Genomic DNA, 25,899 nt, shown 5'->3' on the forward strand with positions numbered 1-25,899 from the left:
TCGATTTTACTATCGTTCCCTTCCCGACTCTTGAGTCTTGACTCTAGCATACACCAACATTCGCCATGTTCAGAGTTATAAAGGTGCGGAATGTAATTTTTCTGTTTTTTTACAAATATAAGCAACTTCTCACTTTTTCACACGTTAATTCATTGAGCCATTCTGATGATGGAGTGTGAGAAGCATTGATGAAGTTCAAGCCTCGTAACCGGGTTAGCCCGAAGGTTCAAAGTCCGCGGTCCTTTCTGATACCGGCCTTCATGTTGACGGCCTTGCTGGTATGCGGTCCAACCTTGGCAAGCCTCCCCACTGCGTATAGCGCCGAAACGGAAGCTAAGCAGCCCCTGATCACGGAAGACCAAGCCGTCGCGATCGCTCGCAGCCTCCCGGTCATCCCGGGCAACGCAGCTGTCGGAGAGGTTCACCTGGCCAATTTGCTTGACGGTGCGGTTTGGATGGTACAGCTTCATACGCCGGATAAAGACGCCAACGGCAACTGGCAAAGCTCTTATTCCGTCGACATCTCCGCAGAGAATGGGAGCCTTATCCTTCTATCTGCGCGGGAGCATTCCCAGCAGGAGAATAAGAACGCTGAGAAAACGATTGATGGTACCCAAGCTGCCGCGATCGCCCAGGCTTTTGTACAAGCGAAGACTTGGGGCGTCGATACGAAATGGGCAATAAACCCCTATCCCGAATCCGCCTACAGCACGCGCAGCGATGACAAGTCGCTGTACAAGGTTCGTTTCGATCAGATCGTGAACGGCATCCGCTACGATCAGAACCGATGCACCGTCTGGGTAAACCAGGCCGGTGAACCGGTGGGCTATGATTTGGACTGGAGCGCCATGGAGTTTCCTGACCCGTCCTCCGTTATGAAGGAAGCCGAGGCCAAGGCCATTTTCCTCGATCAGACCCGGCCAAGCTTGTATTACTTGAATACGAACAATCGACTCGAGCCGGTCTATACGCTATGGCAGAAAAATATGGATGCAATGACGGGCAACTTTTCTTCCGATCGAAATTATAATCACGGAATCCGCGATCTGAAGCCTATCGGGAAAGCTCCATTGGAGCCTTGGACGACTGCAGCGGACCTTAGCTATGCCCAGATGCTGGAGCGTGCGGAGAAGCTGTTGGGTCCCACTAAGCCCGTGGAGGTCGTGACTCCGGAGGAGAAGGTATACCGGCTGACGACAAGCGCCAAGGATCACGGAAGCGAGCAGCATCTCGTCAATTTCGACCCGAACAACACCGGTCAGATCATCGGGTACGGCAGGTGGAACGAAGAAGGTATCGATCTTCAGACAGCAGGGCCTCTGATTTCTGAGCAGGAAGCACGTGAAAAGGCGACAGATTTTCTGAAAAAAGCCATGCCCGCCCTGGTACACCAGCTAGCAGAAAGCGGGGTATGGTTCAATCAGAGCTATCGCCCGCTCTATCAGTTTACATTCAACCGGCTCGCTAACGGGATGATGGTGGATCGGGAGACCGTCACCGTAGAGGTCCAGGCTGACAGTGGTCAGATCATCTCTATGATCAGCGGCCTGTATATGTCTCAAGAGCATATCCCCGCGAATGAAGACGCGCTGGCCGCGGAGGAGAAGGCGAAGCACGCATTGCTTAAGCTGTATGATGTGGAGCTTCAATATCAATGGAAAAAATCCTCGCAGGCGGAGCTCCAGTACCAGCTGGTTGTTAGACCCGAGGTACCGCTGTTCTACACCGGGCAGCCCCCTGTCCTAGACGCCCGAACCGGCAAGTGGCTGAATTTTATCGGAGAGCCCCTGAGTGAGCCTCTTCCCTCGAAGACTACCTGGGTGGATGAGGTGCTGGCCTCTCCAGAGCGCATCCGGTACGAAGCGGCCATCGTGCTTGACGGGCAGCTGCTGAAGACCGGGCCGCTTCCCGTCATCCGGGATGGCAGTACACTAGTCCCGATTCGTGCGCTGCTCGAGGCGCTTGGGGCCACCGTGGAGTGGCTACCGGAGACTAGGAAGACCGTAGCATCCAGGGGTACTTCCCGAATCGAACTCACCTTGGACAGTACCGAGGCTGTGTGGAACGGCCGGCCGGCTAACCTGGAGGTACCTCCTCAATTGATCCATAACAGCGTCTTCATCCCTGCCCGTGCCATTATAGAGGCGCTCAACGGCCGCGTCGACTGGGATTCCGAATCGCGGCTCGTCCTGGTATCGTCCACAGGGACCGCGCTGCAGCCCTCTCGAGAACAGCTGGCCAAGTGGCGCATGGAAGCTCAGGCGCAATGGGAGTCTTCATCCGGAATGTAGAGCTGCTGTAATGAGAAGCGTCCTTCGGGGCGCTTTCTTTTGTTGCTCTAGCATAAAAACAGTTGACAACCATAAATCCTAGTTGTAGGATATAAATATACTAACTTTAGGATATCTATTGTTAGGATAATTAGTTTCTATATTTGTAAGAAAGGATGTGAAAACTAAGCAAACATCGCGAACATGAAAACCGAGCAGTTATCCCTTGTATCGATAAGCCGAAAAAGGGCAATAACGGTGCCATATAAACGTTGAGGTGAATGGCATGAACCAGCAGGAACAAAACGAGTTGGATTTAAGATTATTTCGCGTGTGGCGAAATGCCTCCATGTCCGTATTTGAGAACATTCGCAAGGACATTGACAATCACAATCTTACACCGGAAAACTTCATGATTTTAGAGTTGCTCTATAGCAAAGGCCCCCATCCTGTGCAGAAAATCAGCGAAAGGTTGAAGATTCCAAGCGGAAGCATCACCTACGTGGTTGATAAGCTGGAGAAGAAGGGCTTAGTGAAAAGAGAAGCCAGCCCGACCGACCGCAGGGGCTTTATCGTTGTGTTGACCGATCAAGGAACGGCTTTGTTTAATGAAATTTTCCCAAAGCACACGGCAACAATCTCGCAAAATGTATCCTTTATCAGCAACGAAGAAAAAGAACAATTAATTGATTTATTGAAGAAAATCGGACTGGGTGCACAACATTTATAAAATTAGGGAGAGCTGTACAGGCTATGAAATGGGTTATTCGTATTCTACAAGGTTTGCTTGTGCTTGGTTTTATCGCATTTGGTCTGATGAAGCTGACCGGCGATGCCATGCAGGTTCAAACCTTCACTAGCTTTGGTTATTCATTGGAATTGATGTACTTTGTAGGTTTATGCGAAGTAATTGGGGCTATTGGACTTGTAGTCGGATTCTGGAAGTCCAGAATTGGGTTACTCGCTTCCGGGGGTCTCGCCTTACTGATGGCTGGCGCTGTGTTCTCACATTTAAATGCGGGTCAAGGTATAGGAGCTGCTCTGCCTGCCTTCATTCTTCTTATCCTGAGCGTGGTCGTTTTCATTGGAAAGCGAGCAGCCAAATAATTAGCAAGACTCATCTGACGACAACATGAAGGGACGAACAAACCTATGACAACCGTATTGTATATCCAAGCACATCCAAACGATCACCAAGCCTCCTACAGCGTTGCAGTCGGTAAAGAATTTATTGACGCTTATCGAGAGGCGCATCCAAACGATGAAGTCATTCATTTGGACTTGTACCAATTGAATATTCCGCATATCGATGCAGATGTTTTCAGCGGCTGGGGCAAGCTTCGTTCCGGTTCCGCTTTCGACCAGCTTTCAGAAGCCGAGAAGGCCAAGGTAGGTCGTTTGAATGAGCTGGTGGAGCAATTTATTGCAGCCGATAAATATGTATTTGTGTCTCCGATGTGGAACTTTTCATTCCCTCCTGTTCTGAAAGCCTACATCGATGCCGTATGTATTGCGGGCAAAACCTTTAAATATACCGAAAATGGTCCCGTAGGACTTCTCACCGACAAAAAAGCCGTCCATATTCAAGCTAGTGGCGGAGTCTACTCCGAAGGACCTGCTGCCAGCTTCGAAAGCGGACATAGTTATTTGCAGAAGATCGCACAATTCCTCGGTATCCCTTCATTGGAAGGTATTTTTGTCGAGGGTATGGCCGCGAAGCCTGACCAAGCACAGACGATTAAAGAAAATGCCATTGCTCGAGCAAGAACCGTGGCCAAACAATTCTAAATAAAACTTGATTTGAAAGGAGGACAACCTCATGTCCGATCAATCGGGTATACAGATGGAGATCGGGATCAGCACGTTTCTGGAGGCTTCGGCGAAGCCGGTGAATGGCGAGAGCGTCAGTCATGCGGAACGTCTGCGTCGAGCCGTGGAAGAGATTGTTCTGGCCGATCAGGTCGGCCTTGACGTCTATGGCATCGGCGAGCATCACCGGACGGATTTCGCGGCTTCCGCTCCCCCGGTTATACTAGCCGCAGCAGCGACGCAAACGAAGCATATCCGGCTGACCAGTGCTGTTACGGTTTTGTCCTCGGACGATCCGGTTCGCGTTTATCAGCAGTTCGCGACACTGGATGCCCTCTCGAACGGTCGCTCCGAGATTATGGCGGGCCGTGGTTCATTCATCGAGTCCTTCCCGCTCTTCGGATACAGCCTGGACGACTACGACGAATTATACGACGAGAAGCTCCAGCTGCTGCTCGCTATCCGCGAGTCCGAGAAGGTATCCTGGCCCGCCAGCCGGCATCGGCCGGCCATCGACAATCTGGGTGTTTATCCACGAGCCGTCCAGCAGCCGCTACCCGTGTGGATCGCGACCGGCGGCAACGCACAGTCATCCATACGCTCCGGCATGCTCGGCTTGCCGATCGCCTACGCGATCATCGGCGGTATGCCGGAACGGTTCGCGCCGCTCGTCGATCTGTACAAGCGAGCTGCCGCACAAGCGGGGCATGATGCAAGCAAGCTGCAGATTGCCACGCATTCGCACGGCATCGTCGCCGATACGAGCCAGAAGGCCATGGATCTGTTCTACCCAGGCAGGCTCCATGTCATGAACAAGATCGGCCGCGAACGGGGCTGGGCCGGACAATATAACCGTGCGACATTCGATGAAGAATGCGGCCTCCGCGGGTGCCTTTATGTAGGTGATCCAGAATACGTCGCGGAGAAAATCGTGCTGCTGCGCCGCAATCTGGGCGTCACGCGTTTCTTCCTGCACGTTGACAGCGAGTCGCTCCCGCACCGTGATGTTCTGCGTTCGATCGAGCTGCTCGGCACCAAGGTAGCGCCCATCGTGCGCAAAGAGCTGGCTCGTACCGAAAGCGGTAAATAAGCCCACGCGCAGCGAGCGGCAGCGAGGTAACTTGATCTAAATATGGACTACCTAAAATGAAGAAAGCTCACAACTCGATTATCCCTACCAGGAAAATCGAGTTGTGAGCTTTCTTTTTGCTTATTGTTTGCTCAATTGACCCATCAACTGGTCAACGCCCTCCTCCACGAGGTACGGACCCGAGTTCCATTTTTCTCTCGACACATTGTAGATGCGGTTATTTTTGACGGCGGGAATCGTCTTGTACAGAGGAGATTGGAACAGCTCCATCATCTTAGGCAGCTCTTCTTCCGTCATTAAAGTAATAGTCCGCAGGATGGGCGACCATATTCTCCAGCGAAACGACGCCACCCCCATTGGCCATCGACTTACCATTTCGGCATCTGAAATCCGAAATCTTTGTAGATCAACTCGCCCAATGTGCCGGTCTCGCCTCCTACTAAGGCCTCCCCCTTGTAAATAATAAAACTGAGCCCTGTCGTACCCGGCTTAATCTGAATAGCAAGCTTGTCCCGGACACGTTGAAGCTTTTGTTCGAACTTGGCAATCCAGAGATCCGCTTCCTGCTTTTTATTCATATCGCCCATCGTTCGCAGCGTCTGGATCACATCCGGGTCGCCGCCCAGGCTACCGTCACGGTAGGGGCGATCTTTTCATAGGATACAGCGGTTTCTTCCTGGAAGAAGTCCGGCAATATAATGCACTCCATACGGAGTGCGACAGCAAAAATACACATTAATCATCCATATTCGATCATAAATGAAGCTGATTTCAAACTACTTATGCCAAATACATATAGATCACAGCTTGACTTTTAGTGAGTCGCATCATTTCACCATGAATTCGACAAATTTCGAGGTGCGAAGGACCCGGGGGTTTCATGGGAGCTTCACATTCGCACTTTTGAACAACAAGCACATGTGCCTTGGAGATCGGTGCTCAACATATCAATCTAACCACTTCCAACTATTGTAACATAATTGGAGTCAGTCTTGTTCAATGAAAAAACTAAGGTTGCTGCCAGCCCCCGTCATAGAATATTCCGCAACCGTCAGTGGTTCTCCCTGAAGTTTTATCCACAGAAGACCTAGCGATTTACCTATGTGGCCTAGCCTTCGGTGGATTAATAGCGGTTCCATTTACTTGCACACCGATTCCATCGGAATACACCATTTTCCCGCCATAGTAACCTGCCCCTAGAACGAGTGCGCATGAGGCGATGGACAGGAGCAGATAGCCAGCCAGCAAGAATCCCGCGAAGGGGCGATTCCCTCTCCAAGCTCGCCAAATCCGCCATACGACGAGCAATGTAACGGCCCAAGCTGTGATGTTGGCAAGCGTTGAGTGAGCACTCAGATAAGCAGTGTTTCCTCTGGCTTCCTCTTCAGGTCCGGTGGCGACCGACAACCAGGCACTCAGCGCTGCGATAACCCATAGCCACATCCCCTGCTTCGGCGGCACAGCCCGGCTCCTCCATCCGTGAAAGACGTCATAGCATAGACCGATAACGATGACCGCAATCGGAAAATGGACTAGAATGGCATGCGAATGGGTAAGAATCTCAGAGAGCATGGTTATTTCCCCTTTGCCCGTGAATGGTTTTGTAAAGCGGCAAGGTAACCGTAAACGTCGAGCCTTGATTGATTTGACTTGTTACTTGAATTTGTCCCCCATGATGACGGACAATCTGCGCCGCGATGGCTAGCCCCAAGCCTGTGCCTCCCCACTGACGCGACCTTGCTTTGTCAATGCGGTAGAAACGTTCGAATAGATGGGACAGATTTTCCGTAGGAATCCCGCACCCCTTGTCTTGTATAGATAGTTCCACTTCCGAATCTCCGTTCTTGCTTGCTAACACGGTTACAACCCCACCCACTGACGAATATTTGATGGCATTGTCCAACAAAATATAAAGCAGCTGACTGAGTTGATCGGGATCGCCCTGGAATAAAAACTCTCCTTCCGGCAGACTATCCTCTAGACGGACGTCTATCTTCTTTTCACTGGCAAGCGTCTTCATCCGTTCTGTGACGGCATATACGGCTTGATGCAAATCGAAGGATTCTTGTCTAAGCTGCAGCATACCCGAATCGCCTCGGGCAAGCAGAAGCAGTTGCTCAGTTAGACGAATCATCCGAATAATCTCATCTTTCATCTGAGCCAGAACGGTTTGATGTAGACCCGGAAGCTGCTCTCTCTGCTCCTCCAGAATTTCTACGGAAGATCGCAGCACACTTAGCGGCGTTCGCAGCTCATGCGAGGCGTCCGCGGTAAATTCCTGCTGTCTTTGGAGGGAACGAATGATCGGAACCATCGCCCGGCCCGCAAATATATGCCCGATGACGGATGCCAGAAGAAGTAGTAAGATCGTTAGGCCGAAAATCAGCCATTTCATCTCACGAAGAAGGCTGACATGTCTCGTGACGTCCTCGGCGATGAAAATGACGCTTCCTCTCCCGTCATGGGGGTCCGCCCGATAGACCGCATACACATTGTGGCCTTCCAAGGCTTGATGCTCCATGCGAAGATAAGGAGAACTCTCTCCGGCTTGCAAGAGCTGCCGGCTCAAGTCTGCCGCCATGAGAGGGTTACGGTCGCCCGAGGTGGAGATGATTCGGCCCTGGTCATCGTAGACGACAGCAAACTGATCACTTTGAAAAAACTTCCATTCCATACCTTCTGCCCTAGGATGATCTACGCTCTCTTTCGAACTGGCGCCAGTCGTATGATGAAGCCATTCCTGCACCGTTTTCTTTCCAGCCTTCTCCAGTCGACTATGCTCGTCCCTAGTGACAACTCCCGATAGAATCAAATAAAAAGAAACCGCCATGACCACAAGGATTAGAGCAAGTATACTGCTGTAGGTGAGCAGCAGCCTGCGGCGCGTTTGTCTAATCATCGGCGTCTAGCCCTTGATCGGCTTCGACCAGACGGTAGCCTCTGCCGTGGACGCTTTGAACCATCTTAAACCCGAAAGGCTCGTCGATCTTCTTCCGCAGTAGCTTGATGGTGGCATCAACCGCATTCAGGGTGACTTCGCTCCCGCTGCCCCATACATAGTTCAAGATCCGCTCTCTGGAGAGTACTTCACCCGGATGTCTCATCATAAAAGCAAGCAGATTCAGCTCCCGCTTCGTCAAATAGACCGGGATTCCATCTCTCGCTACCTCTTGCGTCACCGGATTCAAGCTCAGTCCGTTAAGCGAGTAAGCTTCTTCATAGCTACTTGTCTGTTTGCGCCGGTCCAGCGCGAAAAGACGGGCAAACAACTCCTCGAAAGCAAAGGGCTTTACCAAATAATCATCCGCCCCCTGTGTGAGGCCATTGACCCTATCCTGAATCGCATCGCGTGCGGTCAGCATCAGGACAGCTGTCTTATCCTGCCGTTCCCTCCACTCCTTGCATAGAGCAAGACCGCTTTTTCCAGGGAGCATCCAATCCAACAGATAGACATCATATTCCCCTGCGCCAATAAACGCTTCTGCTTCCTCCGCATTTTGAGCCCAGTCTACCTGATGTCCTTCGTAACCTAGTTTGTAATGAATTAGGAAGCCAAGCTTGGTGTCGTCTTCTACCAATAGAATGCGCATGTATAACCCTTCTTTGCTCGTGATTGGAATATTGTAAGAGAAATTTCATGAAAAAATAATGAAAGCTCATCCGATGTTCTTTTTTCTATTATCCGGAATTTCATGATTTTTTCATACGCCGAATTTTATGATGATAAGGCATCGCCCGATTACCTATCAGCTATCCCATAGGAGATGATCGTATGGCCGCTAACGGCAAAGCTCTTATTCTACTGTGCTCCACCGCCATAGGCATCATTTATACCGCCGGGTATTCGGTTACTCAGCCTATGGCAACCCTCCACGCCGCAGAAAAAACAGCCATCCAAGGAAACGATAAGGTAGCCGAGCAAAGCGTGGCCAAGTCGAAATACAAGGATGGTACCTTTGCAGGATCCGGCACCAATCGCTTTGGAACAGTCGATGTTGACGTGACTATTACGCATGGCAAAATAACCGCGGTAGAAATCACACGGAGCGCAACGCGATACCCTGAGCGGTACATTGATGCCTTGCCCGGAGAAGTTATCGCCCGGCAAAGCGCTCAAATCGACACGGTAAGCGGAGCAACGCGCAGCTCGGAGGACTTCATTAACGCCGTGCTGGCAGCGCTTCGCCAAGCGGAGCAGACGTGATGGCAACCATGCACTCCGTCACACGCTCTTCCATTTGCATGGATACGGTCATTACCGTTCAATGCGTCTCTTCTCATTCGAGAGAAACGATAGTTGCGGGCATCGAACGTGCTTTCACCGCTTTCCGGTCGGTAGAGACTGCCTGCAGCCGATTTGACGAGAACAGTGAGCTTCGACGGCTTTCCCTAAAGCCAGGAGTCGCCCAGCCGGTCAGTGCGGTGCTGTTCGAAGCGCTGCGTTTTGCCAGACAGCTGGCCGAGACGACGGAAGGGGTCTTTGATCCGACCGTGGGCGAGCTGCTTGAGCGTAAGGGCTTTGCCCGTCATTATTTGACCGGATGCACACCTCCTCCCTTGCCATTTCCATCGACGCCCGTTTCATACCGAGATTTTACACTGGATGAGCAGGACCGAACCGTTACTCTGTGGAAGCCCCTGCTGCTCGATCTGGGTGCGGTGGCCAAGGGGCTGGCTGTCGATTGGGCCAACAAAGAGTTAGAAGGACATGAGGGTTATCTCATTAATGCCGGAGGAGACTTACTGGCCCACGGTTACAATGAGCTGGGGAATCCCTGGCGTATCGGCATACGCCATCCGCACCAACCCGGCCAACAGATCCGTACCCTGCAGATTTCGGACATGGCCGTGTGTACTTCGGGTTCTTATGAGCGAAGAAGCCCGTCGGACGATTCAACCCACCATCTGCTTGATCCGTATACAGAAGCTTCCAGCCAGGAGCTGCTCAGTTGTACGGTCGTCGCACCCTATGCCATGCTCGCGGACGGACTCTCAACAGCTGTATTTTTATTGGGTCAGAAGCGCGGACTGCAGCTGCTCGAAACTATGAACATAGAGGGACTTGTGATTTCCTCAGCGCAGGACATAGCCACGACTACTCAAATGAGGAGGTTTCTCTATGAATAGCATGGATAGAAAAGATCAGCTTCCGCCAAAGGATCATTCGAATCGTCGAAGAAAAAAAACGGTGTTTCTCAGAACGCCGAAAGGCGTACTCACAATTGTACTGGCCGTAATGGCGGTGACGGCCTCCTGCGTAACCTCCACCTACCAAGGCTTGTTCAATATAAGTGTAGCAGCCGCTGCTGCTGCATTACTTGATTATGCCGTCTTGCGTATACAGCGAAGAAAGCAGCTTGTTCCGACAGGAGCCCTGCTCACTGGTATCATTATTGGACTGGTAGCCAGCCCCTCTGCCTCTTCGATGATTGTGTGCCTGGCTGCGGTAATCGCCATCGTACTCAAGCATCTGCTTACATTAGGCAAACGACCGATCTTCAATCCTGCGGCTTGCGGACTGCTTGCCGTGCTTTGGCTTTTTTCCACTGGGGAAGACTGGTGGGGGGGACTTCCCGATCTATCGGTCTGGTGGCTTCCTCTGCTCCTGGCAGGCGGCTACTGGACGATATTCCGGGTTCGTAAATTTCTGCTGGTCTTTACTTTTCTCGGTCTTTGCTTTTCGGCCTATCTGCTGATTGCTTTGCTAGGGGCGGCCGATGTCAGCGATATGTTTCGCGTTCCCTTCATCAATTCATTGCTGTTTTTTTCGTTCTTTATGCTCACCGATCCTCCCACTTCCCCTAGCAAGCCATGGGAACAAGTGTTGTTTGCGACGGTTGCGGCATGCGTAAGCATCTGGATAAATCTTAAACTTGGAGGCTTATCGTTCCTGCTCGTGGGACTCCTTGCCGCGAACCTCTGGCATGCCGTTATCACGATGGTCAAACGAACCTCCGATCCATCCCACATCTCCCGCAGCACCAAGTCCCCAGATCAACAGCACGCTTTATAGATAAACAATAGAATATGCCGGATCGCAGCAGTCGATACCCTGGCGAACGGCATATTCTATATAAGCTTCATGATGTACTATAACTCACCAGCTTTCGTGCTGTGTTTGATGCAACAAATAGTTGTACTTGCTGGCATGCTTCAGCTCATCGGTTAATATCTCAAATACCATATCCATCCCTATAATATCGGGTAGGCATGCCCGCACGTATGTCACGATATCTTTCTACCGCAGCGAGTTCTCCAAATATAGCTCTCTGGATTCCATCCATATACGACCTGGGTCGGACGAATTCCACGTTTGTAGGCGTCACAAGCGTCTGCCCCGTAAAGTCTCGATAAATTCTGTGGAACATTTGATTATGTTTCCGCTCATCGTTTCGGATGCTTGCTACTGCTGTGGTCCGCGATAGCAAGGCAAGGTTGGCTTGTGCCATATATAGTGTACAACATCGATTCCTCCGATTTTTAGCCTAAGTTCCAATCTCGTTCTCTGTACTTCAATGAATAAGCATTGCGATGGTGCCTCACAAGAAAAACCGCCATCGTCGATGAAGCGACAATGACGGCACCGTATTTGCTTAGAAGCCTACGCTAGAAATCGTGACATCCGAGAGAGGGCCTCCATAGCGGATGATGTAGGTAGAGCAGGATCGGATCATGACACCTGACACGAAACGATAAGCTTGGACGAAGCTTTATCCGTCACCCCTTCTAGCTCTACATATGATCCTGCTCAAACACACTGGCCTCCCGATAATTCAGAAATGACCGCAGCTTGCTTGCCATGGAATGGTCGATTTCACCTTTCTCATATAACTTCTGGATGACATTTCGCTCGGTTTGCAAGGCTTTGATCTGGAGATCCTTCTTCTGGTTCTTAATCTCCCCGCTCATGGAGGAAAGCCGCTTCCCTGCTCGAAGCATCTCTTCGAATTCCCGGTAATGCGCGATAACAGACAACGAAGCATCGCGGTTCTTATCATTGATGCCGCACTTGACCATATCCACGGCCTCGTTGATGCACTGGATTTTCATTTCCTTCACCTGTCTCCAATCCTGTTCGGACCAGTGGCCTATCCGGCTAGCTGCGGACTGGCGCTTGAACAGGCGGCTGATGCTCAGTATGACCATGACAACGAGAAATTTGAGACGATTGGATAGGATCAGTTCCGTCTGCTTCAAGGCATATTGAAAAGGCTGGGCCAGTTCTCCGGAGATCCGGCCTTCCTCCAGCCAGCGGCGGACTGTTTTTTCTTCCGTACGCAGCGCCTGCAGCCGCAGCTCCACCATCTTCTTTCGAATATCGAAGATCCCTCCATGCTGCTTGTTTCGGAGCCACTGGAGCTGCTGGTGATATTGGGTAATGATCGACAAGGCCGCGGGCCTGTTGTCATCCGTGATATGCTCACGCAAGGTTTTAAGGCCAGCCTCCAGCACCTGGATCTGGACGGAGCTTTCCGAGGCGGCCTGACCCGATGCCGAATCCTCCTTGGGCTGCTTGGACAGCAGCGGCAGCAGACCGCTCGCCACTACGAGTGTCAGGAGAATAACCCCGGCAGACAGAAAAATGATCAGATCACGTTGCGGAAACGGCCCCCCTCCCGTGATGATTAGAGGAATCGAGAAGGCACCTGCCAGCGTAACCGCTCCGCGAACTCCGGAGAGTGCGGTTAATAACGAAGTATGCAGATTGCGGCCCGAGGCGAACAGATACACCCAGACAAATCGGAGTGCCAGCAAGACGACTGTGATGAGGAAAATATATCCGACGACCCGCCCGTTCTCGTAGGCCTGGTCTTGGATGATAACGGATGCGACACTCGGAATTTCCAGACCCAGTATAATAAAAACAAGGCCGTTTAATATAAACAGGATGACCGACCAAGTATTCTCAGACACGATCCGCAGCTCAGCGGATGCCGACTCACTGCGGTCGCGTTCTATCGCACTCACGATACCTCCGGCTACAACAGCCAAGATGCCGGAGACCCCGACCTCTTCAGCGATCAGATAAATGATAAAGGGAGTCATAATCAGAACCAGCATATGTACCGTGACATCCTCCATCCCCAGCCGCCGGATGTACACGCGCAGCCAGATCAGCAGGAATGCGGTGAGCGCTCCCATCAACAAGCCGCCAACAGCGATTAGGACAAAGCTGACAGCCGCCTCAGACACAGAAAACAGGCCCGTTACGGCAGCCCCAATAGCAAATTTAAATGCGACGAGACCGGACGCGTCATTCATCAGCGCTTCGCCTTCCAGCAGACGCATAATACGGCCCGGCAAGCGAATTCTCCCTGCCAGCGATCCGACGGCAACCGCGTCCGTAGGCGACAAAATCGCGGCCAGCGCAAAAGCTGCAGCCAGCGGGATATCCGGGATGAGCCAGTGGATAAACGGTCCGACTGTAAAGACCGTGGCCAGCACAAGCCCAAGCGCCAGCAGCAGAATCGGAGCACGCAGCTTCCACAGCTCTTCCCGCGGTGTCCGCTTCCCGTCATTGAACAGCAGCGGCGCTATGAAAAGCACAAAAAAGAGCTCAGGATTCAGCTCCACCTGCTCTGCGGCCGGAGTCAGCGCGATAATCACACCCAGCGCGATCTGGATCAACGGAATCGGGATAAAGGGCACAAAGCGGTTGACTACATTGGATACGCCGATCAACCCCAGCATGATGAGTACGAGTAAAAAAAGTTCCATCGCGCCGCTCCTTCTGCAAGCTTATAGCATCGTTCTATGTTCTTCCATTCATTGGTCAGAACATTTGGCAGATATTCAGTATGCGCTATCTTGCGATCGGCTATTCCTTTGCTTATAAGAAATCATCCCTTCTTCACCTCAGTAGACATATAGCGGCATCATCGGATAAGGAAAAAAATCCTCCCGGTCTGCCTGTCTGCCGGAAGGATTTTTGGTTGTGCGGCATCAGCCGTTTCTCACGAATTTCAACTGTTGTCCCGGCTGAAGCTCTGCGACTTGGCCCGCATAGCTGACCTGAACAGCAGCTCCTTGCTCATTGGTTATCGTCACCGATTCGTTATCTACGCGCAGACCGATAAGATGGTTGAATACGGCTATCCCTTGTGCCTCTACCCACTCAAGCTCTTCGGGAAGCTGAGGATTCACCTGGATCAGATACTGCTCGGCCAGCGGCTTCACGCCTAACAGTCCGGTGACCAGATTGCCAATCGCCGTATACGAGACTTCCGGATATTCCCTGCGCGGGGTGAGCGGATCGCAGAGCTCCAGAATGATCCGATACGCGGCTTCCTTCTCGCCCATCGCATACAAAATATCCGGGAGGTAGGACATTTCCTCGACGTTGGCCACTTGGTTTCCCTTGACATCCCGCAGCGCGTGCTCTCTTCTCTCCTCCGAGTCGATCAGCCCATAGTACAGCGGAAGAAAGCTGCCGGAGTTGTAATAGTCCGGATGGAAACTGCCATTCTGCAGCATGGCCCCATAATAGCGCTGACGGGACGCATCCCACCAGGAGCTGTCATAGAGACTCTGCAGGTTCTCCGCCTTGGTCCGGTATTCAGACGCCTTGGCCGTCCAGCCGCGCAGCTCGGCGATCCGGCTGTAACCGGTATAAGCCGCGTATTGGGCCGCAACCAGATCGCCTGCGATTTTCGGTCCCAGGGAATCTTCCATATATGAAGCAATCCCCCGTCTTCCTTCTCCCGGCTGCTGCTCGGGAATGCCATCTCCATCGCGGTCCCAACGGCTGATATAGGCCGTCAGGCTTTTCTCATAGAAGTTTAACAAACGCTCATCCGTCAAGTAGTCAGGATCTCCTGACCACAGGTACTGCCTCCAGCAGCAATCGATCACATCGAAATTAGCGGGCAGATTGTACCAGAAGTCATCGTCATTCGTATAGTCATCGGGACAAGGCAATCCATCCTTGGTAATCTCCCAGTACGTGCACCAATCTTTGGATTCCGAGATGTACCTGGCGAACTGGAACAACATGTTTTTCGTATATGCCCCGAGGCCGAGCGCGGCTGCGCCCGTACTCATATGTGCAACATCGCGCATGCAGAAGGCTTCGCGGCCTGGAAGCGCCGCCTCGTACCACAGACCGACGGGGTCACTGGCGGAAGCATAGGCCAGCGCTTGCTCCTTGGCCCATTCGGCAGCAGCCTGAAGCACGGGTGAAGACGAGCGAAGGACAAATTGGCTTGGGATGGACAAGATGTTAACACCCTTTCTAAGCGGAACATTCACTTACCCCTTGACAGAACCTAGCGTAATGCCGCCTATGAAGTATTTTTGCAGGAACGGATAGATCAGCAGAATCGGAGCTGTCACCACAATGGTTGTAGCCGCCCGGAGCGTCAGAGGCGACAAGCTCTGGAACTTGCGAAGCACCAGCTGCTGGTCACGGATTTGCTCGGTCGCCTCCACCTCCAGCAGAAGTCGCCTGAGATACACTTGAAGCGTATCGAACTTCCCGTTGGAATTATACAACATAACATCGAACCATGAATTCCAGTGCGACACGGCGGAATAGATGGAGACCGCGGCAAACACCGGCATTGCCACCGGGATGACGATGCTCCGATAAATCTTGAATTCGCTCGCTCCATCGATCCTGGCCGATTCGAACAGCGCTTCCGGCAGATCGGAGATATACGAAGCCATCAGCAGCATGAAGTAAGCATTAATAAGGCTGGGAATCCAGTACACATGGAAGGAATTCACCAATTGCAGCTTGACCATCAGCAGATATGTCGGAATCAAGCCACCGTTGAAGTACATCGTCACGAAGAAAAGAATTCGCATCATCTTACGCCCCGAAAAGCTGCGGATGCTAATAATATAAGCGAGTAAGCCGGTCACGAATAGGCATGTTACCGTGCCCACGGCCACCCTCAAGGCCGACCAGGCCAGTCCCTTGAACAGCTTATCGTTCTGGAACAGCATCTCATAAGCGGCAAGCGAGAACTTTCGCGGGAAGAAATAAATGCCTCCGCGCGCCGCGTCGCTTCCATCGTTCAAGGAAAGCGCCAATAGATTGATGAATGGATAGATCACCACGAATCCGAAAATAACCAGAACGATGACAATGAAGGCATCTACCGCTAACTGCGGAAGCGGAGTTCGAATAGAACGTTGCACGGAGATCCCTCCTATTTAGAAAATGGATGATTCTAGATAGCGCTTCGATAGCCGGTTGGCGATAACAACCAGGCACACGCCGATGAGGCTCTTCATAAGTCCGACAGCCGCTCCATACGAGTAGTTGCCAAGCTGCACGCCGAAGCGGTACACGTACGTATCGATGACCTCGTAATAATCCCTCGTAACCGGACTGCCGATCAGCAATTGCTGCTCAAATCCGGCATTCAGGATACTGCCGATGGACAAGATGAACAACAGCACAGCCGTCGAGCGGATGCCCGGCAGCGTAATGTGGCGGATGAGACCGAAACGTCCCAGCCCATCGACCTTGCCCGCTTCGTAAAGCTCCTTGTCGATACCGGCCATGGCCGACAAATAAATAATCGAGTTGAATCCAACGTCCTTCCAGACGTTGCTGGATACCAGAATCGTCCAGAAATATTTCCCCTCCGCCAGAAACTGCGTGGGCTGGTCGATCAGGCCCAGCTTCAGCAGCAGCTCGTTCACAATCCCGTCACTGCCGAGCAAGGTGAACAGAATATTGGCAACCACGACCCAGGATATAAAGTATGGAATATAGGATAAGGATTGAATCGTCTTCTTGAACATCCGGTTCCTTGCTTCATTCAGCAGCAGAGCGAGCACGATCGGCGCCGGAAAGCCGACGAGTAAGTTCAATAAGCTGATGCCTAGTGTATTACGCATAATAAGGCCGAAATCAGGCTCCATGAAGAAGCGGATAAAATTGTCCAGCCCTACCCAATTGCCCAAGATCGGCTGGCCTGGCACGTAATTCTCAAACGCGATGATTAACCCGTACATGGGGTAATAGGCAAATGTCAACACCCAGATGATCATAGGTACAGACAGAAGCCAGAGCTGCCTCTCTCTGCTCACACGTCTCCATAAACCCGTCATACAACTGACACTCCCCGCTTACCTAAGATGGAAACACAAAGGGGAATGGGATTCTCGACCATTCCCCCCTTGGGTTTATTTCATAACTTGAAGATTTTTCTTGTATTCCTGCGTACGGAAAGCTTCGATTTCTTTCAGTCCAATCTTATTGGCTTTATCCCGCATATCATTAAAGTTATTGACGGCCTCTTCCTCCGTCTTGCTCATGACCGCTTTGGCGAAGCCTTTTTTCACCAGCTCATCAATTTGCTGATTTTTGATGGTCAGCGGATTCGTCGTGCTGAATACCACTTTTCTTGCCGTATTGTCAAAGATCGTATCCTTCAGATTGGACATCATCAGCGATTTCCATTTGTCTTCCTGATTGAAGTTCTGATCGAACCAGGCGGTGCTCTTGTGATCGTCGCTCAGCAGCCCTTGCGGGTGAGTCAGCCAGATCTGGTTATTGCCCGTCACTTCATCGGCCTTATCGTACTCGAACTTACCCGACAGCATCAGCTGCTTCTGGCTTTCGTTAAACGTCCATTTGCCGTTTCCTTCGTAGTTCCACAGAGAATCCGGCAGGTTCGGGATTCCCCAGCCCAGCAGGCGTGTGCCCATCGGCGTCATCTCGAAATCGAGGAATTTGATAATGTCTTCCGGATTTTTCACCTTGTCGGTCAGCACCGTGTAGTTCCAGCCGCTCGTATCCTTCGTGGATAAGTAAGCCTTTTCAGCGCCTGGAGCTTTAAGACCGATCTGCACATAGCGCATATTGTCGTTGAAGTTCGGAACCGTCGTTTTCCATACTTCATGTCCGGCGTTCCAAGACTGCCACCAGGAACCGATATGTCCGATCACCCGCTCGTTGGAAAACTTCAGCTTCCAATCGTCGAACTTGTTAAGGAAGCTATCCGGGTCCATAAGCCCCTCCCGGTAGAAGCGGTTGAAGTACTGCACCGCTTGCAAACCTTCCGGCGTATTCAGCCAGTGAGTCAGATTATGATTGGCGTCTTCCTTGAACCCTTCGTTAATGCCCCAGATGCCCATCACACTGTTCAGGTTGATATTATCGATCCAGGAGATGGCGTAGGTCTTCTCTCCCTTGGGATTCGTCGGGTGGTCCTGAACCATCTTCTTCAGCACATTGTAGTAATCATCCGGCGTTTCAATCTTCGGAGATCCCATCGCCGTATACCAATCCCAGCGGATATGTGCGCTGAAATCCGGGATTGGCAGCAGCCCCCAGCCGCGCGGCAGGCCCCAGAGCTTCCCGTCTTTATCGAGATAAGATTTGTATCGGTCGCCTAGCTCCTTCTTGATGTTGGGACCGTACTTATCCACCAGCGGAGCGAGGTCAATCAGCTTGTTCTGCACTCTCCATTTGTCTATGGTATCGCTATCCATAGCCGCAATGACGCCCGGATAGTCGGAGGATGCGAGCATCAGGTTGAGCTTTTCCTTCGGATCGACGTCATACTGCGTCTTCTTGACATCCACATTGAACTTGTCAAGCAAGTATTGATGGATCGCCTGCTGCTTCTTGTTAACTTTATCGGGGTTTCCTTTCTCCGCCTGATAATAATCGATGGATATCGTCTTCTCGGGGATCACCCATCCGAACTCGTTCGCTTTACCGGCCTGCTCGTGGCTGGGTCCTGGGTTTCCACTCGTCGTTTCGTTGCCCGGCTTGGAGCAGGCGGACAAAACGCCAGTGCTCAGGAGTAGTGATGTCAGAACCATGGACACGCGTTTGACTTGCTTCATGCTATTTCATCCCCCTTTGTTGTTTAGCTTGCCCTTGCTTACATGTCTCATTGTAGGGGAAAGCGCTATCCTTCTAAATGTAAATTTCATTACACGGTTGTCATTTTCATCACTAATGTTAGCGTTCTCATAAACCGGTTTAATGAATCCCCATGTTCTTCCGATACTCACCGGGTGACAGGCCGATAACCTTTTTGAACAGCTTGGTGAAATGAGGATAATCCGGGTAGCCCACTCTTTCCCCCACTTCGTATGTCTTTAAGGTCGGATCGCCTAGAAGCTTCTTGGCTTCCGTCATCCGGCAATCGATGAGATACGTCATGAATGTTTTGCCCGTCTCCTGTTTGAACAAGTTGTAGAAGTGGGTCACGGACAAATTCAGCTGCGCGAGCAGCTCCTCCAGCTTAAATTCCGGGTCGGCGAACCGGGTATGAATCACCTCGATAGCCTTCTGCGTGACCGATTGCTTGCCCCAATTCCGGCTGGCTTTGACTTGTTCCATCGTGTCAAGAAAGATTCTGCGAAACTGTTCGGTCATGTCGTCCAGCTGAGGCTTCCAGGACAGCTCGATGGACAGCCTGCTTCCCCGATTCTCCGCCTTATGGCGGATCACGGCTGCGAAGTCCAGCAGCACGCCTTTCTTCAGCTCATCCGGTAGAGCGCAGATGTTTATCAGATGCAGCACGGATTCCGTCGTCTCCTTGACTCCAGCCTCATGGATCATCCAGATATGCTCAAACAACTCATCGGCATAGGGGATGCACTGGCTGATGACTTCACTTTTTCTCAGGGCGTCTTCCTGCTGCGCCATGTGCTTTCCGTAAAGTCCGAGCATCAGCTCTCTAACAGCAGCGGGCCTCATCGGCTTCAAGATATAATCGGCTACTCCGTAACGCATCGCCTCACGCGCGTATTCGAACTCTCCATAGCCGCTCAAAATAATCATCGTCGGCTTCCAGCCGCGTTCATGGATCGTATGAATCAGCTCGAGTCCGTCCATCACCGGCATGCTGATATCCGTGATAATCACGTGAGGCTGCTCCGCCTCTATGATCGCCAGCGCCTCCTGGCCGTCCTGCGCTTCTCCGACGATGACAAAATCCGGGTGCATCTGGGTCAATATTTGTCTCAGGCTGAGCTTGATCATCTGCTCATCGTCCACAAGCAATATCTTATAGGCCATCGTAATCCTCCTCGTGCCCCGGATGAACGGGGAATGTCAATCTGATCGTTGTACCGGTCTCATCGGAAGAAACGATGAACAAGCCGTAGGGCTCTCCGAAAAGCAACCTCAAGCGGGCGTGGACATTAATCAGACCTATACTGTGATGCCCCGCTTCCGATTGCGGGTCGCTGAAGTCATTCTCCGGTTGCCCGAAGGCAGTGTTGTACCGTTCCATCGTGTCCGGCGGCATGCCTCTGCCGGAGTCCGAGACGTCCAGGACATAGACCCGGTCCTGCTGGAGCTCCCCTCGGATAGAGATGCAACCGGGGCGCAGCTTATGCCGGTCATAGCCGTGCTTGAAGCTATTCTCCACGATAGGCTGCAAAGTAGACCGGACCGCCGGAATCGAGGCAATCACCGCCCTGTCCACTTCGATCCGATAGGATAACGTAGGATACCGCTCAGATTGAATCGCCAGATAAGCTTCGATATGCCGGATCTCATCGATCAAGAACACGCGGGAGTTCGGATTTTGGACATTGTAGCGGAACATATCGCCGAGATATCCGATCATATTGCTGATTCTTTCATTCCCTTCAATAATCGCATTGGAATTAATAAACTCCAGCGTGTTGTACAAGAAATGCGGATTGATCTGGGCTTGCATGGCGTGCAGCAGCGAATCCTTCTGCTTGACCTCCAGCTCCTTCTTACGGAGATCCGAGACATGGACGATTTCGATCAGCCGTTCGATCTCCTCCAGCATTTTGTTGAAGCCACGGAATAGACTTCCGATTTCTTGACCGCGGTGAAAGGGAGCTCGCACCCTAATATCCCCCATCTCCGCATGTTTCATGAGTCTTTGCAGAGTGAGCAGCGGATGAGTCAGAGAGTAGACAATCCAGCTGGCCGACAGCATGGACAGAAAGAATAGCACCGCCAGGATCACCATGGAAATACGGCTTATCGCCGTAATCGACTGATTGAGTTCGGACAGCAGCACCTCCGAAAATAAAGTCAAGTCGGTCCGGTCCGAGCGGATATATACGACCAGCTTCTTCCCTTGGTCGGTATTCACTGTAAAGGTACCGCTTGAATGCGCTCCCATTTCATTCAAGTAAGCTTCGGGAACCGTAGCATTCGCGCTTTTCATGGATGGATGATAGATCACCTGATTGGCGGAATCTGCCATCCACACGAAACCGCTTTTCCCCAGCTGCACCGTTTGCATGATGCGGACGATTTCGTCCCTCTTTTGATCCACAATCAGCATCCCCCGCTTCAGTCCGTTCTGCGGTGACACGAAGGTCAGGGCCATCCCCACCACTTGGGAGTCGGGCATATTCTCGACACCCATGATGGTAAAGCGGCCGGAAGACTTAATCCGGTTCAAGTAAGCGGGGTATCGCTGCTCGGCCAGCGTGAAGCTGGAGCTGGAGATCGCCTGCACACTCTCGGAGACCAGGGAAATACCATAGATGTCCTTGCGGTTGACCAGCATACTGGAGAATAACTCCTTCTCAATCCGACGGGACAGCTCATAGCGGCTGGAAGCGTCATCATCTTCCCTATTCAAAAATAACGCCGTCAGGTCGCTCGCCAGCAGCGGCAGCATCATTCGCTGAACTTCCGAGAAATACGTGTCCAGATGGGCATTGACCTGATTCATCGCCTGAATGCTGGAATCGATGGCATTGGCCTCTATGGCATGATTGGTTTTCTCGTACCAGATCCACCCGATCACAGGCAAGGGGATATACAGAAATGCCATAAGCAGCACTAATTTTTTCTTGAGAGACATCGTTTGTAGAATCCTCATGCGCATTCCTCCTTGTTCCCTTACTATAATCAAAATTATTTGATTGTAAATACCCCCGGTGCCTGATCACTGACCCATAGCCCCTGAACGTAGAAGAAGGGAGAGCCCGATACGCTCCCCCTTCTGTCCTCACAGAACAAAACCTATTGCGCTGTCCCGAGGAGAATGCCTACCCCTCCAAAGCTCGGGTTACAGCTTCCACAGCATGGATATACGTCGTATCAAATAAAGGAACATGGGCGTCCTCTGCCTTGATTAACAGTCCGATCTCGGTACATCCGAGAATGACGCCTTCTGCGCCCTGCCCGATCAGTCGCTTGATCACTTGCTTGTAGTATTCTTTGGATTGTGCGGTTACTTGGCCCAGGCATAACTCCTCGTAAATCACTTTATTGATAAGCTCGCGGTCCTCTTCGCTCGGAATGATAACCTGGATGCCGCTCTCGGCTATCCGGGACTTATAGAAATCCTGCTCCATCGTGTATCGGGTCCCCAGTAAACCGACGGTCCGTACACCTTGCTTGTTGATCGCTGCAGCGGTCGCATCCGCGATGTGCAGAATCGGAATCCGAATATGCTCCTGGATGGAATCGATCACTTTATGCATCGTATTCGTGCAAATCACGATAAAGTCCGCCCCGGCTTTTTCCAAAGACAAAGCAACCTCTCCCAATAACTCGCCAGCTTTCCTCCAATTCCCCTCTGCCTGATGCCGCGCGATCTCGGCAAAATCCACGCTGTATAGAAGGCACTTGGCCGAATGCAGCCCCCCTAACCTGATCTTCACCTCCGTGTTGACAATCCGATAATATTCAATGGATGATTCCCAACTCATCCCTCCAATAAGTCCAATCGTTTTCATAAAGTCCTCCTGCTTAATAACGTTCCTTTATTATAGTGCTTATTTCAAAGTACAACAAATCATGAACGGGTTTTCTTACCCATCCGGGCTCCATCGCTCAGCTGATCCTCATCAAAAAGCCGCAGCTTCTCTCGCCAGAAGCTGCGACCTTCTCTCAATCATGCTTGGATTTTACTTTCACCGTAAACATACTCAGCACAATCGTGATGACGACATAGGTCCAAAATCCATGAATAGCGAATCCACCCAAATATTGATTCAGCAGCCACAGCTTGATAGGGGTTAGAATCAGAGAGGCCAGCATAAGCGCCGGGGTGGTCAGACATCCGATTCCGACAGGAATTAACAGCAGAGAGAACACCATCGCGAGGCCGTATAAGAAGCTAATAACAAACATAAGAACCGAGGCTATAAGCAGAGTTTTCGTGTCCGTGATGGACACGTATTCCGAGAAATATTCCTTGCCGATCCAGAAGACAAGTACAGTTACAATAAAATTAAGCACATTTTTCATGATAACCTCCCCCTTATTCCTACTAAAAAGGCTTGATCCATGTATTCGACTTCATTCCTCCGAATCCTCTCTCTGCTGATGCCTCGGTTTTCTTATCCATGTTAGGCACGACAGCATAATCGCCACGATCACAAAAAACAACGGCTGTGCCCATGGATATTCCAGCATCACATGAGCTTGCCAGGGCCATAGGAGGTTTGTCATGCAAGTTTCTCCTCATCCGCAGATTTAGCCTTTCTTTTCCTTCGCATCCATGATACCAGCAACAATAACATAGGCAAAACGAACATGAGGGATAAATAAATCGGATCATGTGGAATGACCTCTTCCACTACGGCAATATGCACGACGACATTGGGGGCCATGCTGATGCCTAACAAGAAAGCGATGATCACGACAGGCACAATAAACACGCGATTGCTGCGTATGCGGGTTAGCTTCTGAATGCATCGGATCGTAGCAAATAGATAAATGAAGGTCTTGACGAAAGCCATAAAACAAAAGTAAAGAACGCCTGTAGCGTCAAGCTGAGCGATAAAATCGGCTACAGATATGGCTTGTATTAACGCATACATCGGATAAGTGGCCCGTTTGAAGATTTCCTCTCCGAAGACGGCAACCGCCATCGCATCGGTGAAGGCGATGAAGGTTCCGGCAATCATGGTAGAAACAACCATGGTTTTTCTAATACGCTGCCTGGGTTTGACTGAAGTCCATACTAAGGCCAGAGCCAGCGACTCTCCATAGGATTGGATGATTCCTAACGGCCACACCACCTTCCATATGCGCCCCCAGCCTTTATCCAGTAAGGGAAATAAATTACCCAGTTCTACAACCCCTGAACTGATAATCAAAATAACCTCAATCAGGTAGATGAAGAAAAGAAGCGGCAAAATGATTTCCGCAAGCTTGCCCATGACCGAAATACCCAGCACAAGGCCATAAGCGATGACACCAATAAACACAACAAGAATGACCCATGAAGGCGTACCGGGTAAAATGGTTGAAGGCACCAAATCCTTGATATCCGCGACGATTCTGCCGGCGATATACAGAAACAAGAGGGGATGGAGCCAAGCGATAGGCGTACCTATCCACTTCCCGAATTGCTGCGGGTAACATTCGATGTACGTTAGCCCGGGGTTTAATTCCGTTATACTTGCATAGACCCAGACCAAGGCTGTCCCGAGAAGCATCGAGATTAGAACAGCAAGCCAGGAATCCCTCCCTGCCCCTGCCGCGAAACCAAATATGATGGTGGTCCCGATCTGATAAATAATCGAGATTGCGAGCAGTTGATGCCGGGAAATGGTGTCCATACCTTATACCTAGTCCTTGTTTGTGGTTTACATGCTTTATTTTTTCAATTCATTTTCCTTCCAAAACATAGAGTCATTCACACGACCCGTTCCAGACAGCTTAACATCCGCTTTTACGCTTACCTCAATATTCGGAAACTCTTGATCCCACTGATCGGCCCATTTATCATTCCATAGCTCTTTATGCTGCCGATGGAGGATACTTCCAAAACCAACGATATCCGACTTGTACTGTTTTTTTAATTTTTCCACGGTTTGCAGAACTCTTTTTTCGACTTCTTTTCCGAAGGACTGTTCAAATTTTTTTAAATTATGTACGTCCTTGACGCTCCATTTTGTTGTGTTTTCGAACAATTCACCTTCCATATGAATGTCGACATCGAACCGTATGCGATCCCCATCGACCTTGGATTGGAAGTTGGCTTTTGATTTGGCGACTTGCATGCTTACTTTCCCGGATGATTTGGGATCAGGGAATCGCGCGGTAACGATCGAGCTCTTCATCTTATTGCTGAGCCATAGTACACACTCGGCCTCTTGCCCATTCAGCCAGCCGACCAACCGGTCGCGGTGGAAGACACCTAATCCAACGAGACCCAGAAATCCCCCGCTGACCTTCGATTCTTGAACCTGCTGATCACTTAGAGGCATGATTTGAATCTGTGACATGACCGGTTCTATTCCAGCTTCAAGCAGCCGATATACATAATCTCGAATGCTGGCAGTCTCGATGGGCCTGGCCTTCTCCTCTTCTCTCACATCTTCTGCTGAGAAGCTTTCGAAGATCGGGGCTGCTTTCAACAAATCCCGGGCTTCCCCCTTGGTTGTCATCATGTATGTATTCCCCCGGGCTTCCCGATGTCTCGAGAAGAAGTCCAGAATGGCGGATAAGCCCGATCTTGCCAAGTCATCGCCGATGATAATAACTCGATTGTGCGAGAAAATAAGCTCACGAGAGACTTTTTTCCGAAGGACGCGATAAGCATCCATGATGGTCTCCCCCTTTTCTGAGAACAAAAGAGTCGCGTTACCGCTGGAAGCTCCATTTTCTATGGTGCCCTTGGTCATCTTAATCTTCATCACTTGCAGACTTAGCTGGATTTTATGATCCTTGGTCAGATCTACAGCTGTAGCGGTAACAATAGCCACATCGTTTAATTCCACCCGGCTCCAGCATCCGGCGAGAGAAATAACCATAACTATAAGTAATAGCAGGATCATTGGTTTTCTCATCATGACCTC

General features: G+C 51.0%; 24 protein-coding genes. 8 read left to right on the top strand and 16 right to left on the bottom strand.

Annotation, left to right across the window (positions count from 1 at the left end):
- Positions 1 to 188: 188 nt before the first annotated feature.
- From WMW72_RS04280 to WMW72_RS04300, 5 genes are all read left to right on the top strand, one after another.
- Positions 189 to 2,291 carry a stalk domain-containing protein gene (locus tag WMW72_RS04280; RefSeq protein WP_341414182.1) on the top strand — a complete coding sequence of 701 codons (2,103 nt, stop codon included), beginning with the start codon at positions 189 to 191 and terminating at the stop codon, positions 2,289 to 2,291.
- 265 nt (positions 2,292 to 2,556) lie between these two features.
- Positions 2,557 to 3,000, top strand: a complete 444-nt coding sequence (locus WMW72_RS04285; protein WP_341414183.1) for a MarR family winged helix-turn-helix transcriptional regulator — start codon at positions 2,557 to 2,559, stop codon at positions 2,998 to 3,000.
- 23 nt (positions 3,001 to 3,023) lie between these two features.
- Positions 3,024 to 3,377, top strand: a complete 354-nt coding sequence (locus tag WMW72_RS04290; protein WP_341414184.1) for a DoxX family protein — start codon at positions 3,024 to 3,026, stop codon at positions 3,375 to 3,377.
- 45 nt (positions 3,378 to 3,422) lie between these two features.
- Positions 3,423 to 4,058, top strand: coding sequence for an FMN-dependent NADH-azoreductase (locus WMW72_RS04295; RefSeq protein ID WP_341414185.1), 636 nt, complete (start codon positions 3,423 to 3,425; stop codon positions 4,056 to 4,058).
- Positions 4,059 to 4,089: 31 nt separating this feature from the next.
- The gene (locus tag WMW72_RS04300; protein WP_341414186.1) at positions 4,090 to 5,169 is read left to right on the top strand and encodes an LLM class flavin-dependent oxidoreductase; all 1,080 of its coding nucleotides are present in this window, start codon (positions 4,090 to 4,092) and stop codon (positions 5,167 to 5,169) included.
- 120 nt (positions 5,170 to 5,289) lie between these two features.
- On the opposite strand, the gene WMW72_RS04305 is transcribed toward WMW72_RS04300, so the two are convergent.
- The 5 genes from WMW72_RS04305 to WMW72_RS04325 all read right to left on the bottom strand — a co-directional run bounded on the left by WMW72_RS04305 (position 5,290) and on the right by WMW72_RS04325 (position 8,759).
- Positions 5,290 to 5,466 (bottom strand): hypothetical protein, encoded by a 177-nt coding sequence (locus WMW72_RS04305; RefSeq protein ID WP_341414187.1) that lies wholly within the window; start codon positions 5,464 to 5,466, stop codon positions 5,290 to 5,292.
- 71 nt (positions 5,467 to 5,537) lie between these two features.
- The gene (locus tag WMW72_RS04310; protein WP_341414188.1) at positions 5,538 to 5,747 is read right to left on the bottom strand and encodes a TroA family protein; all 210 of its coding nucleotides are present in this window, start codon (positions 5,745 to 5,747) and stop codon (positions 5,538 to 5,540) included.
- A gap of 517 nt (positions 5,748 to 6,264) precedes the next feature.
- On the bottom strand, positions 6,265 to 6,741 hold the full coding sequence (locus tag WMW72_RS04315; RefSeq protein ID WP_341414189.1) for a DUF2231 domain-containing protein: 477 nt from the start codon (positions 6,739 to 6,741) through the stop codon (positions 6,265 to 6,267).
- Positions 6,731 to 8,068 (bottom strand): sensor histidine kinase, encoded by a 1,338-nt coding sequence (locus WMW72_RS04320; protein WP_341414190.1) that lies wholly within the window; start codon positions 8,066 to 8,068, stop codon positions 6,731 to 6,733. The genes WMW72_RS04315 and WMW72_RS04320 overlap by 11 nt, the downstream gene beginning before the upstream one ends.
- Positions 8,061 to 8,759, bottom strand: coding sequence for a response regulator transcription factor (locus WMW72_RS04325; protein ID WP_341414191.1), 699 nt, complete (start codon positions 8,757 to 8,759; stop codon positions 8,061 to 8,063). Before WMW72_RS04325 ends, WMW72_RS04320 begins: the two co-directional genes overlap by 8 nt.
- A 182-nt stretch (positions 8,760 to 8,941) precedes the next feature.
- On the opposite strand from WMW72_RS04325, the gene WMW72_RS04330 reads away from it, so the two are divergent.
- The 3 genes from WMW72_RS04330 to WMW72_RS04340 are packed head-to-tail and all read left to right on the top strand — an operon-like array spanning position 8,942 to position 11,182.
- Entirely contained in the window at positions 8,942 to 9,373 is a 432-nt protein-coding gene (locus WMW72_RS04330) for an FMN-binding protein (RefSeq protein ID WP_341414192.1), read from the top strand.
- Positions 9,373 to 10,296, top strand: a complete 924-nt coding sequence (locus WMW72_RS04335; RefSeq protein ID WP_341414193.1) for an FAD:protein FMN transferase — start codon at positions 9,373 to 9,375, stop codon at positions 10,294 to 10,296. Before WMW72_RS04330 ends, WMW72_RS04335 begins: the two co-directional genes overlap by 1 nt.
- Positions 10,289 to 11,182, top strand: coding sequence for an RnfABCDGE type electron transport complex subunit D (locus WMW72_RS04340; protein WP_341414194.1), 894 nt, complete (start codon positions 10,289 to 10,291; stop codon positions 11,180 to 11,182). The genes WMW72_RS04335 and WMW72_RS04340 overlap by 8 nt, the downstream gene beginning before the upstream one ends.
- 719 nt (positions 11,183 to 11,901) lie before the next feature.
- On the opposite strand, the gene WMW72_RS04345 is transcribed toward WMW72_RS04340, so the two are convergent.
- The 11 genes from WMW72_RS04345 to WMW72_RS04395 all read right to left on the bottom strand — a co-directional run bounded on the left by WMW72_RS04345 (position 11,902) and on the right by WMW72_RS04395 (position 25,893).
- Positions 11,902 to 13,887 (bottom strand): Na+/H+ antiporter, encoded by a 1,986-nt coding sequence (locus tag WMW72_RS04345; RefSeq protein WP_341414195.1) that lies wholly within the window; start codon positions 13,885 to 13,887, stop codon positions 11,902 to 11,904.
- A 225-nt stretch (positions 13,888 to 14,112) separates the two neighbouring features.
- Positions 14,113 to 15,384 carry an MGH1-like glycoside hydrolase domain-containing protein gene (locus WMW72_RS04350; RefSeq protein WP_341414196.1) on the bottom strand — a complete coding sequence of 424 codons (1,272 nt, stop codon included), beginning with the start codon at positions 15,382 to 15,384 and terminating at the stop codon, positions 14,113 to 14,115.
- A gap of 33 nt (positions 15,385 to 15,417) precedes the next feature.
- Positions 15,418 to 16,311, bottom strand: coding sequence for a carbohydrate ABC transporter permease (locus WMW72_RS04355; protein ID WP_341414197.1), 894 nt, complete (start codon positions 16,309 to 16,311; stop codon positions 15,418 to 15,420).
- Positions 16,312 to 16,326: 15 nt separating this feature from the next.
- Positions 16,327 to 17,232, bottom strand: coding sequence for an ABC transporter permease (locus WMW72_RS04360; protein WP_341414198.1), 906 nt, complete (start codon positions 17,230 to 17,232; stop codon positions 16,327 to 16,329).
- 75 nt (positions 17,233 to 17,307) lie between these two features.
- Positions 17,308 to 18,978: a type 2 periplasmic-binding domain-containing protein gene (locus tag WMW72_RS04365; RefSeq protein WP_341414199.1), complete on the bottom strand. Its 1,671-nt coding sequence runs from the start codon at positions 18,976 to 18,978 to the stop codon at positions 17,308 to 17,310.
- A 139-nt stretch (positions 18,979 to 19,117) separates the two neighbouring features.
- Positions 19,118 to 20,161, bottom strand: coding sequence for a response regulator (locus WMW72_RS04370; protein WP_341414200.1), 1,044 nt, complete (start codon positions 20,159 to 20,161; stop codon positions 19,118 to 19,120).
- Entirely contained in the window at positions 20,151 to 21,962 is a 1,812-nt protein-coding gene (locus WMW72_RS04375) for a sensor histidine kinase (RefSeq protein WP_341414201.1), read from the bottom strand. The genes WMW72_RS04370 and WMW72_RS04375 overlap by 11 nt, the downstream gene beginning before the upstream one ends.
- A gap of 169 nt (positions 21,963 to 22,131) precedes the next feature.
- On the bottom strand, positions 22,132 to 22,824 hold the full coding sequence (locus tag WMW72_RS04380; protein WP_341414202.1) for an aspartate/glutamate racemase family protein: 693 nt from the start codon (positions 22,822 to 22,824) through the stop codon (positions 22,132 to 22,134).
- Positions 22,825 to 22,978: 154 nt separating this feature from the next.
- Positions 22,979 to 23,338, bottom strand: a complete 360-nt coding sequence (locus tag WMW72_RS04385; RefSeq protein WP_341414203.1) for a phage holin family protein — start codon at positions 23,336 to 23,338, stop codon at positions 22,979 to 22,981.
- Positions 23,339 to 23,538: 200 nt separating this feature from the next.
- Positions 23,539 to 24,657 carry a GerAB/ArcD/ProY family transporter gene (locus WMW72_RS04390; RefSeq protein WP_341414204.1) on the bottom strand — a complete coding sequence of 373 codons (1,119 nt, stop codon included), beginning with the start codon at positions 24,655 to 24,657 and terminating at the stop codon, positions 23,539 to 23,541.
- 36 nt (positions 24,658 to 24,693) lie between these two features.
- Positions 24,694 to 25,893 (bottom strand): Ger(x)C family spore germination protein, encoded by a 1,200-nt coding sequence (locus WMW72_RS04395; RefSeq protein WP_341414205.1) that lies wholly within the window; start codon positions 25,891 to 25,893, stop codon positions 24,694 to 24,696.
- Positions 25,894 to 25,899 lie beyond the last annotated feature (6 nt).

The sequence above is a fragment of the Paenibacillus filicis genome, assembly GCF_038070315.1.
GTDB classification, from domain to species: domain Bacteria; phylum Bacillota; class Bacilli; order Paenibacillales; family NBRC-103111; genus Paenibacillus_G; species Paenibacillus_G filicis.

Coding starts and splice junctions, on each gene's coding strand:
- WMW72_RS04280 (WP_341414182.1), top strand. CDS start 189: ATGAAGTTCAAGCCTCGTAACCGGGTTAGCCCGAAGGTTCAAAGTCCG.
- WMW72_RS04285 (WP_341414183.1), top strand. CDS start 2,557: ATGAACCAGCAGGAACAAAACGAGTTGGATTTAAGATTATTTCGCGTG.
- WMW72_RS04290 (WP_341414184.1), top strand. CDS start 3,024: ATGAAATGGGTTATTCGTATTCTACAAGGTTTGCTTGTGCTTGGTTTT.
- WMW72_RS04295 (WP_341414185.1), top strand. CDS start 3,423: ATGACAACCGTATTGTATATCCAAGCACATCCAAACGATCACCAAGCC.
- WMW72_RS04300 (WP_341414186.1), top strand. CDS start 4,090: ATGTCCGATCAATCGGGTATACAGATGGAGATCGGGATCAGCACGTTT.
- WMW72_RS04305 (WP_341414187.1), bottom strand. CDS start 5,466: ATGACGGAAGAAGAGCTGCCTAAGATGATGGAGCTGTTCCAATCTCCT.
- WMW72_RS04310 (WP_341414188.1), bottom strand. CDS start 5,747: ATGAATAAAAAGCAGGAAGCGGATCTCTGGATTGCCAAGTTCGAACAA.
- WMW72_RS04315 (WP_341414189.1), bottom strand. CDS start 6,741: ATGCTCTCTGAGATTCTTACCCATTCGCATGCCATTCTAGTCCATTTT.
- WMW72_RS04320 (WP_341414190.1), bottom strand. CDS start 8,068: ATGATTAGACAAACGCGCCGCAGGCTGCTGCTCACCTACAGCAGTATA.
- WMW72_RS04325 (WP_341414191.1), bottom strand. CDS start 8,759: ATGCGCATTCTATTGGTAGAAGACGACACCAAGCTTGGCTTCCTAATT.
- WMW72_RS04330 (WP_341414192.1), top strand. CDS start 8,942: ATGGCCGCTAACGGCAAAGCTCTTATTCTACTGTGCTCCACCGCCATA.
- WMW72_RS04335 (WP_341414193.1), top strand. CDS start 9,373: ATGGCAACCATGCACTCCGTCACACGCTCTTCCATTTGCATGGATACG.
- WMW72_RS04340 (WP_341414194.1), top strand. CDS start 10,289: ATGAATAGCATGGATAGAAAAGATCAGCTTCCGCCAAAGGATCATTCG.
- WMW72_RS04345 (WP_341414195.1), bottom strand. CDS start 13,887: ATGGAACTTTTTTTACTCGTACTCATCATGCTGGGGTTGATCGGCGTA.
- WMW72_RS04360 (WP_341414198.1), bottom strand. CDS start 17,232: ATGACGGGTTTATGGAGACGTGTGAGCAGAGAGAGGCAGCTCTGGCTT.
- WMW72_RS04365 (WP_341414199.1), bottom strand. CDS start 18,978: ATGAAGCAAGTCAAACGCGTGTCCATGGTTCTGACATCACTACTCCTG.
- WMW72_RS04370 (WP_341414200.1), bottom strand. CDS start 20,161: ATGGCCTATAAGATATTGCTTGTGGACGATGAGCAGATGATCAAGCTC.
- WMW72_RS04375 (WP_341414201.1), bottom strand. CDS start 21,962: ATGAGGATTCTACAAACGATGTCTCTCAAGAAAAAATTAGTGCTGCTT.
- WMW72_RS04380 (WP_341414202.1), bottom strand. CDS start 22,824: ATGAAAACGATTGGACTTATTGGAGGGATGAGTTGGGAATCATCCATT.
- WMW72_RS04385 (WP_341414203.1), bottom strand. CDS start 23,338: ATGAAAAATGTGCTTAATTTTATTGTAACTGTACTTGTCTTCTGGATC.
- WMW72_RS04390 (WP_341414204.1), bottom strand. CDS start 24,657: ATGGACACCATTTCCCGGCATCAACTGCTCGCAATCTCGATTATTTAT.
- WMW72_RS04395 (WP_341414205.1), bottom strand. CDS start 25,893: ATGATGAGAAAACCAATGATCCTGCTATTACTTATAGTTATGGTTATT.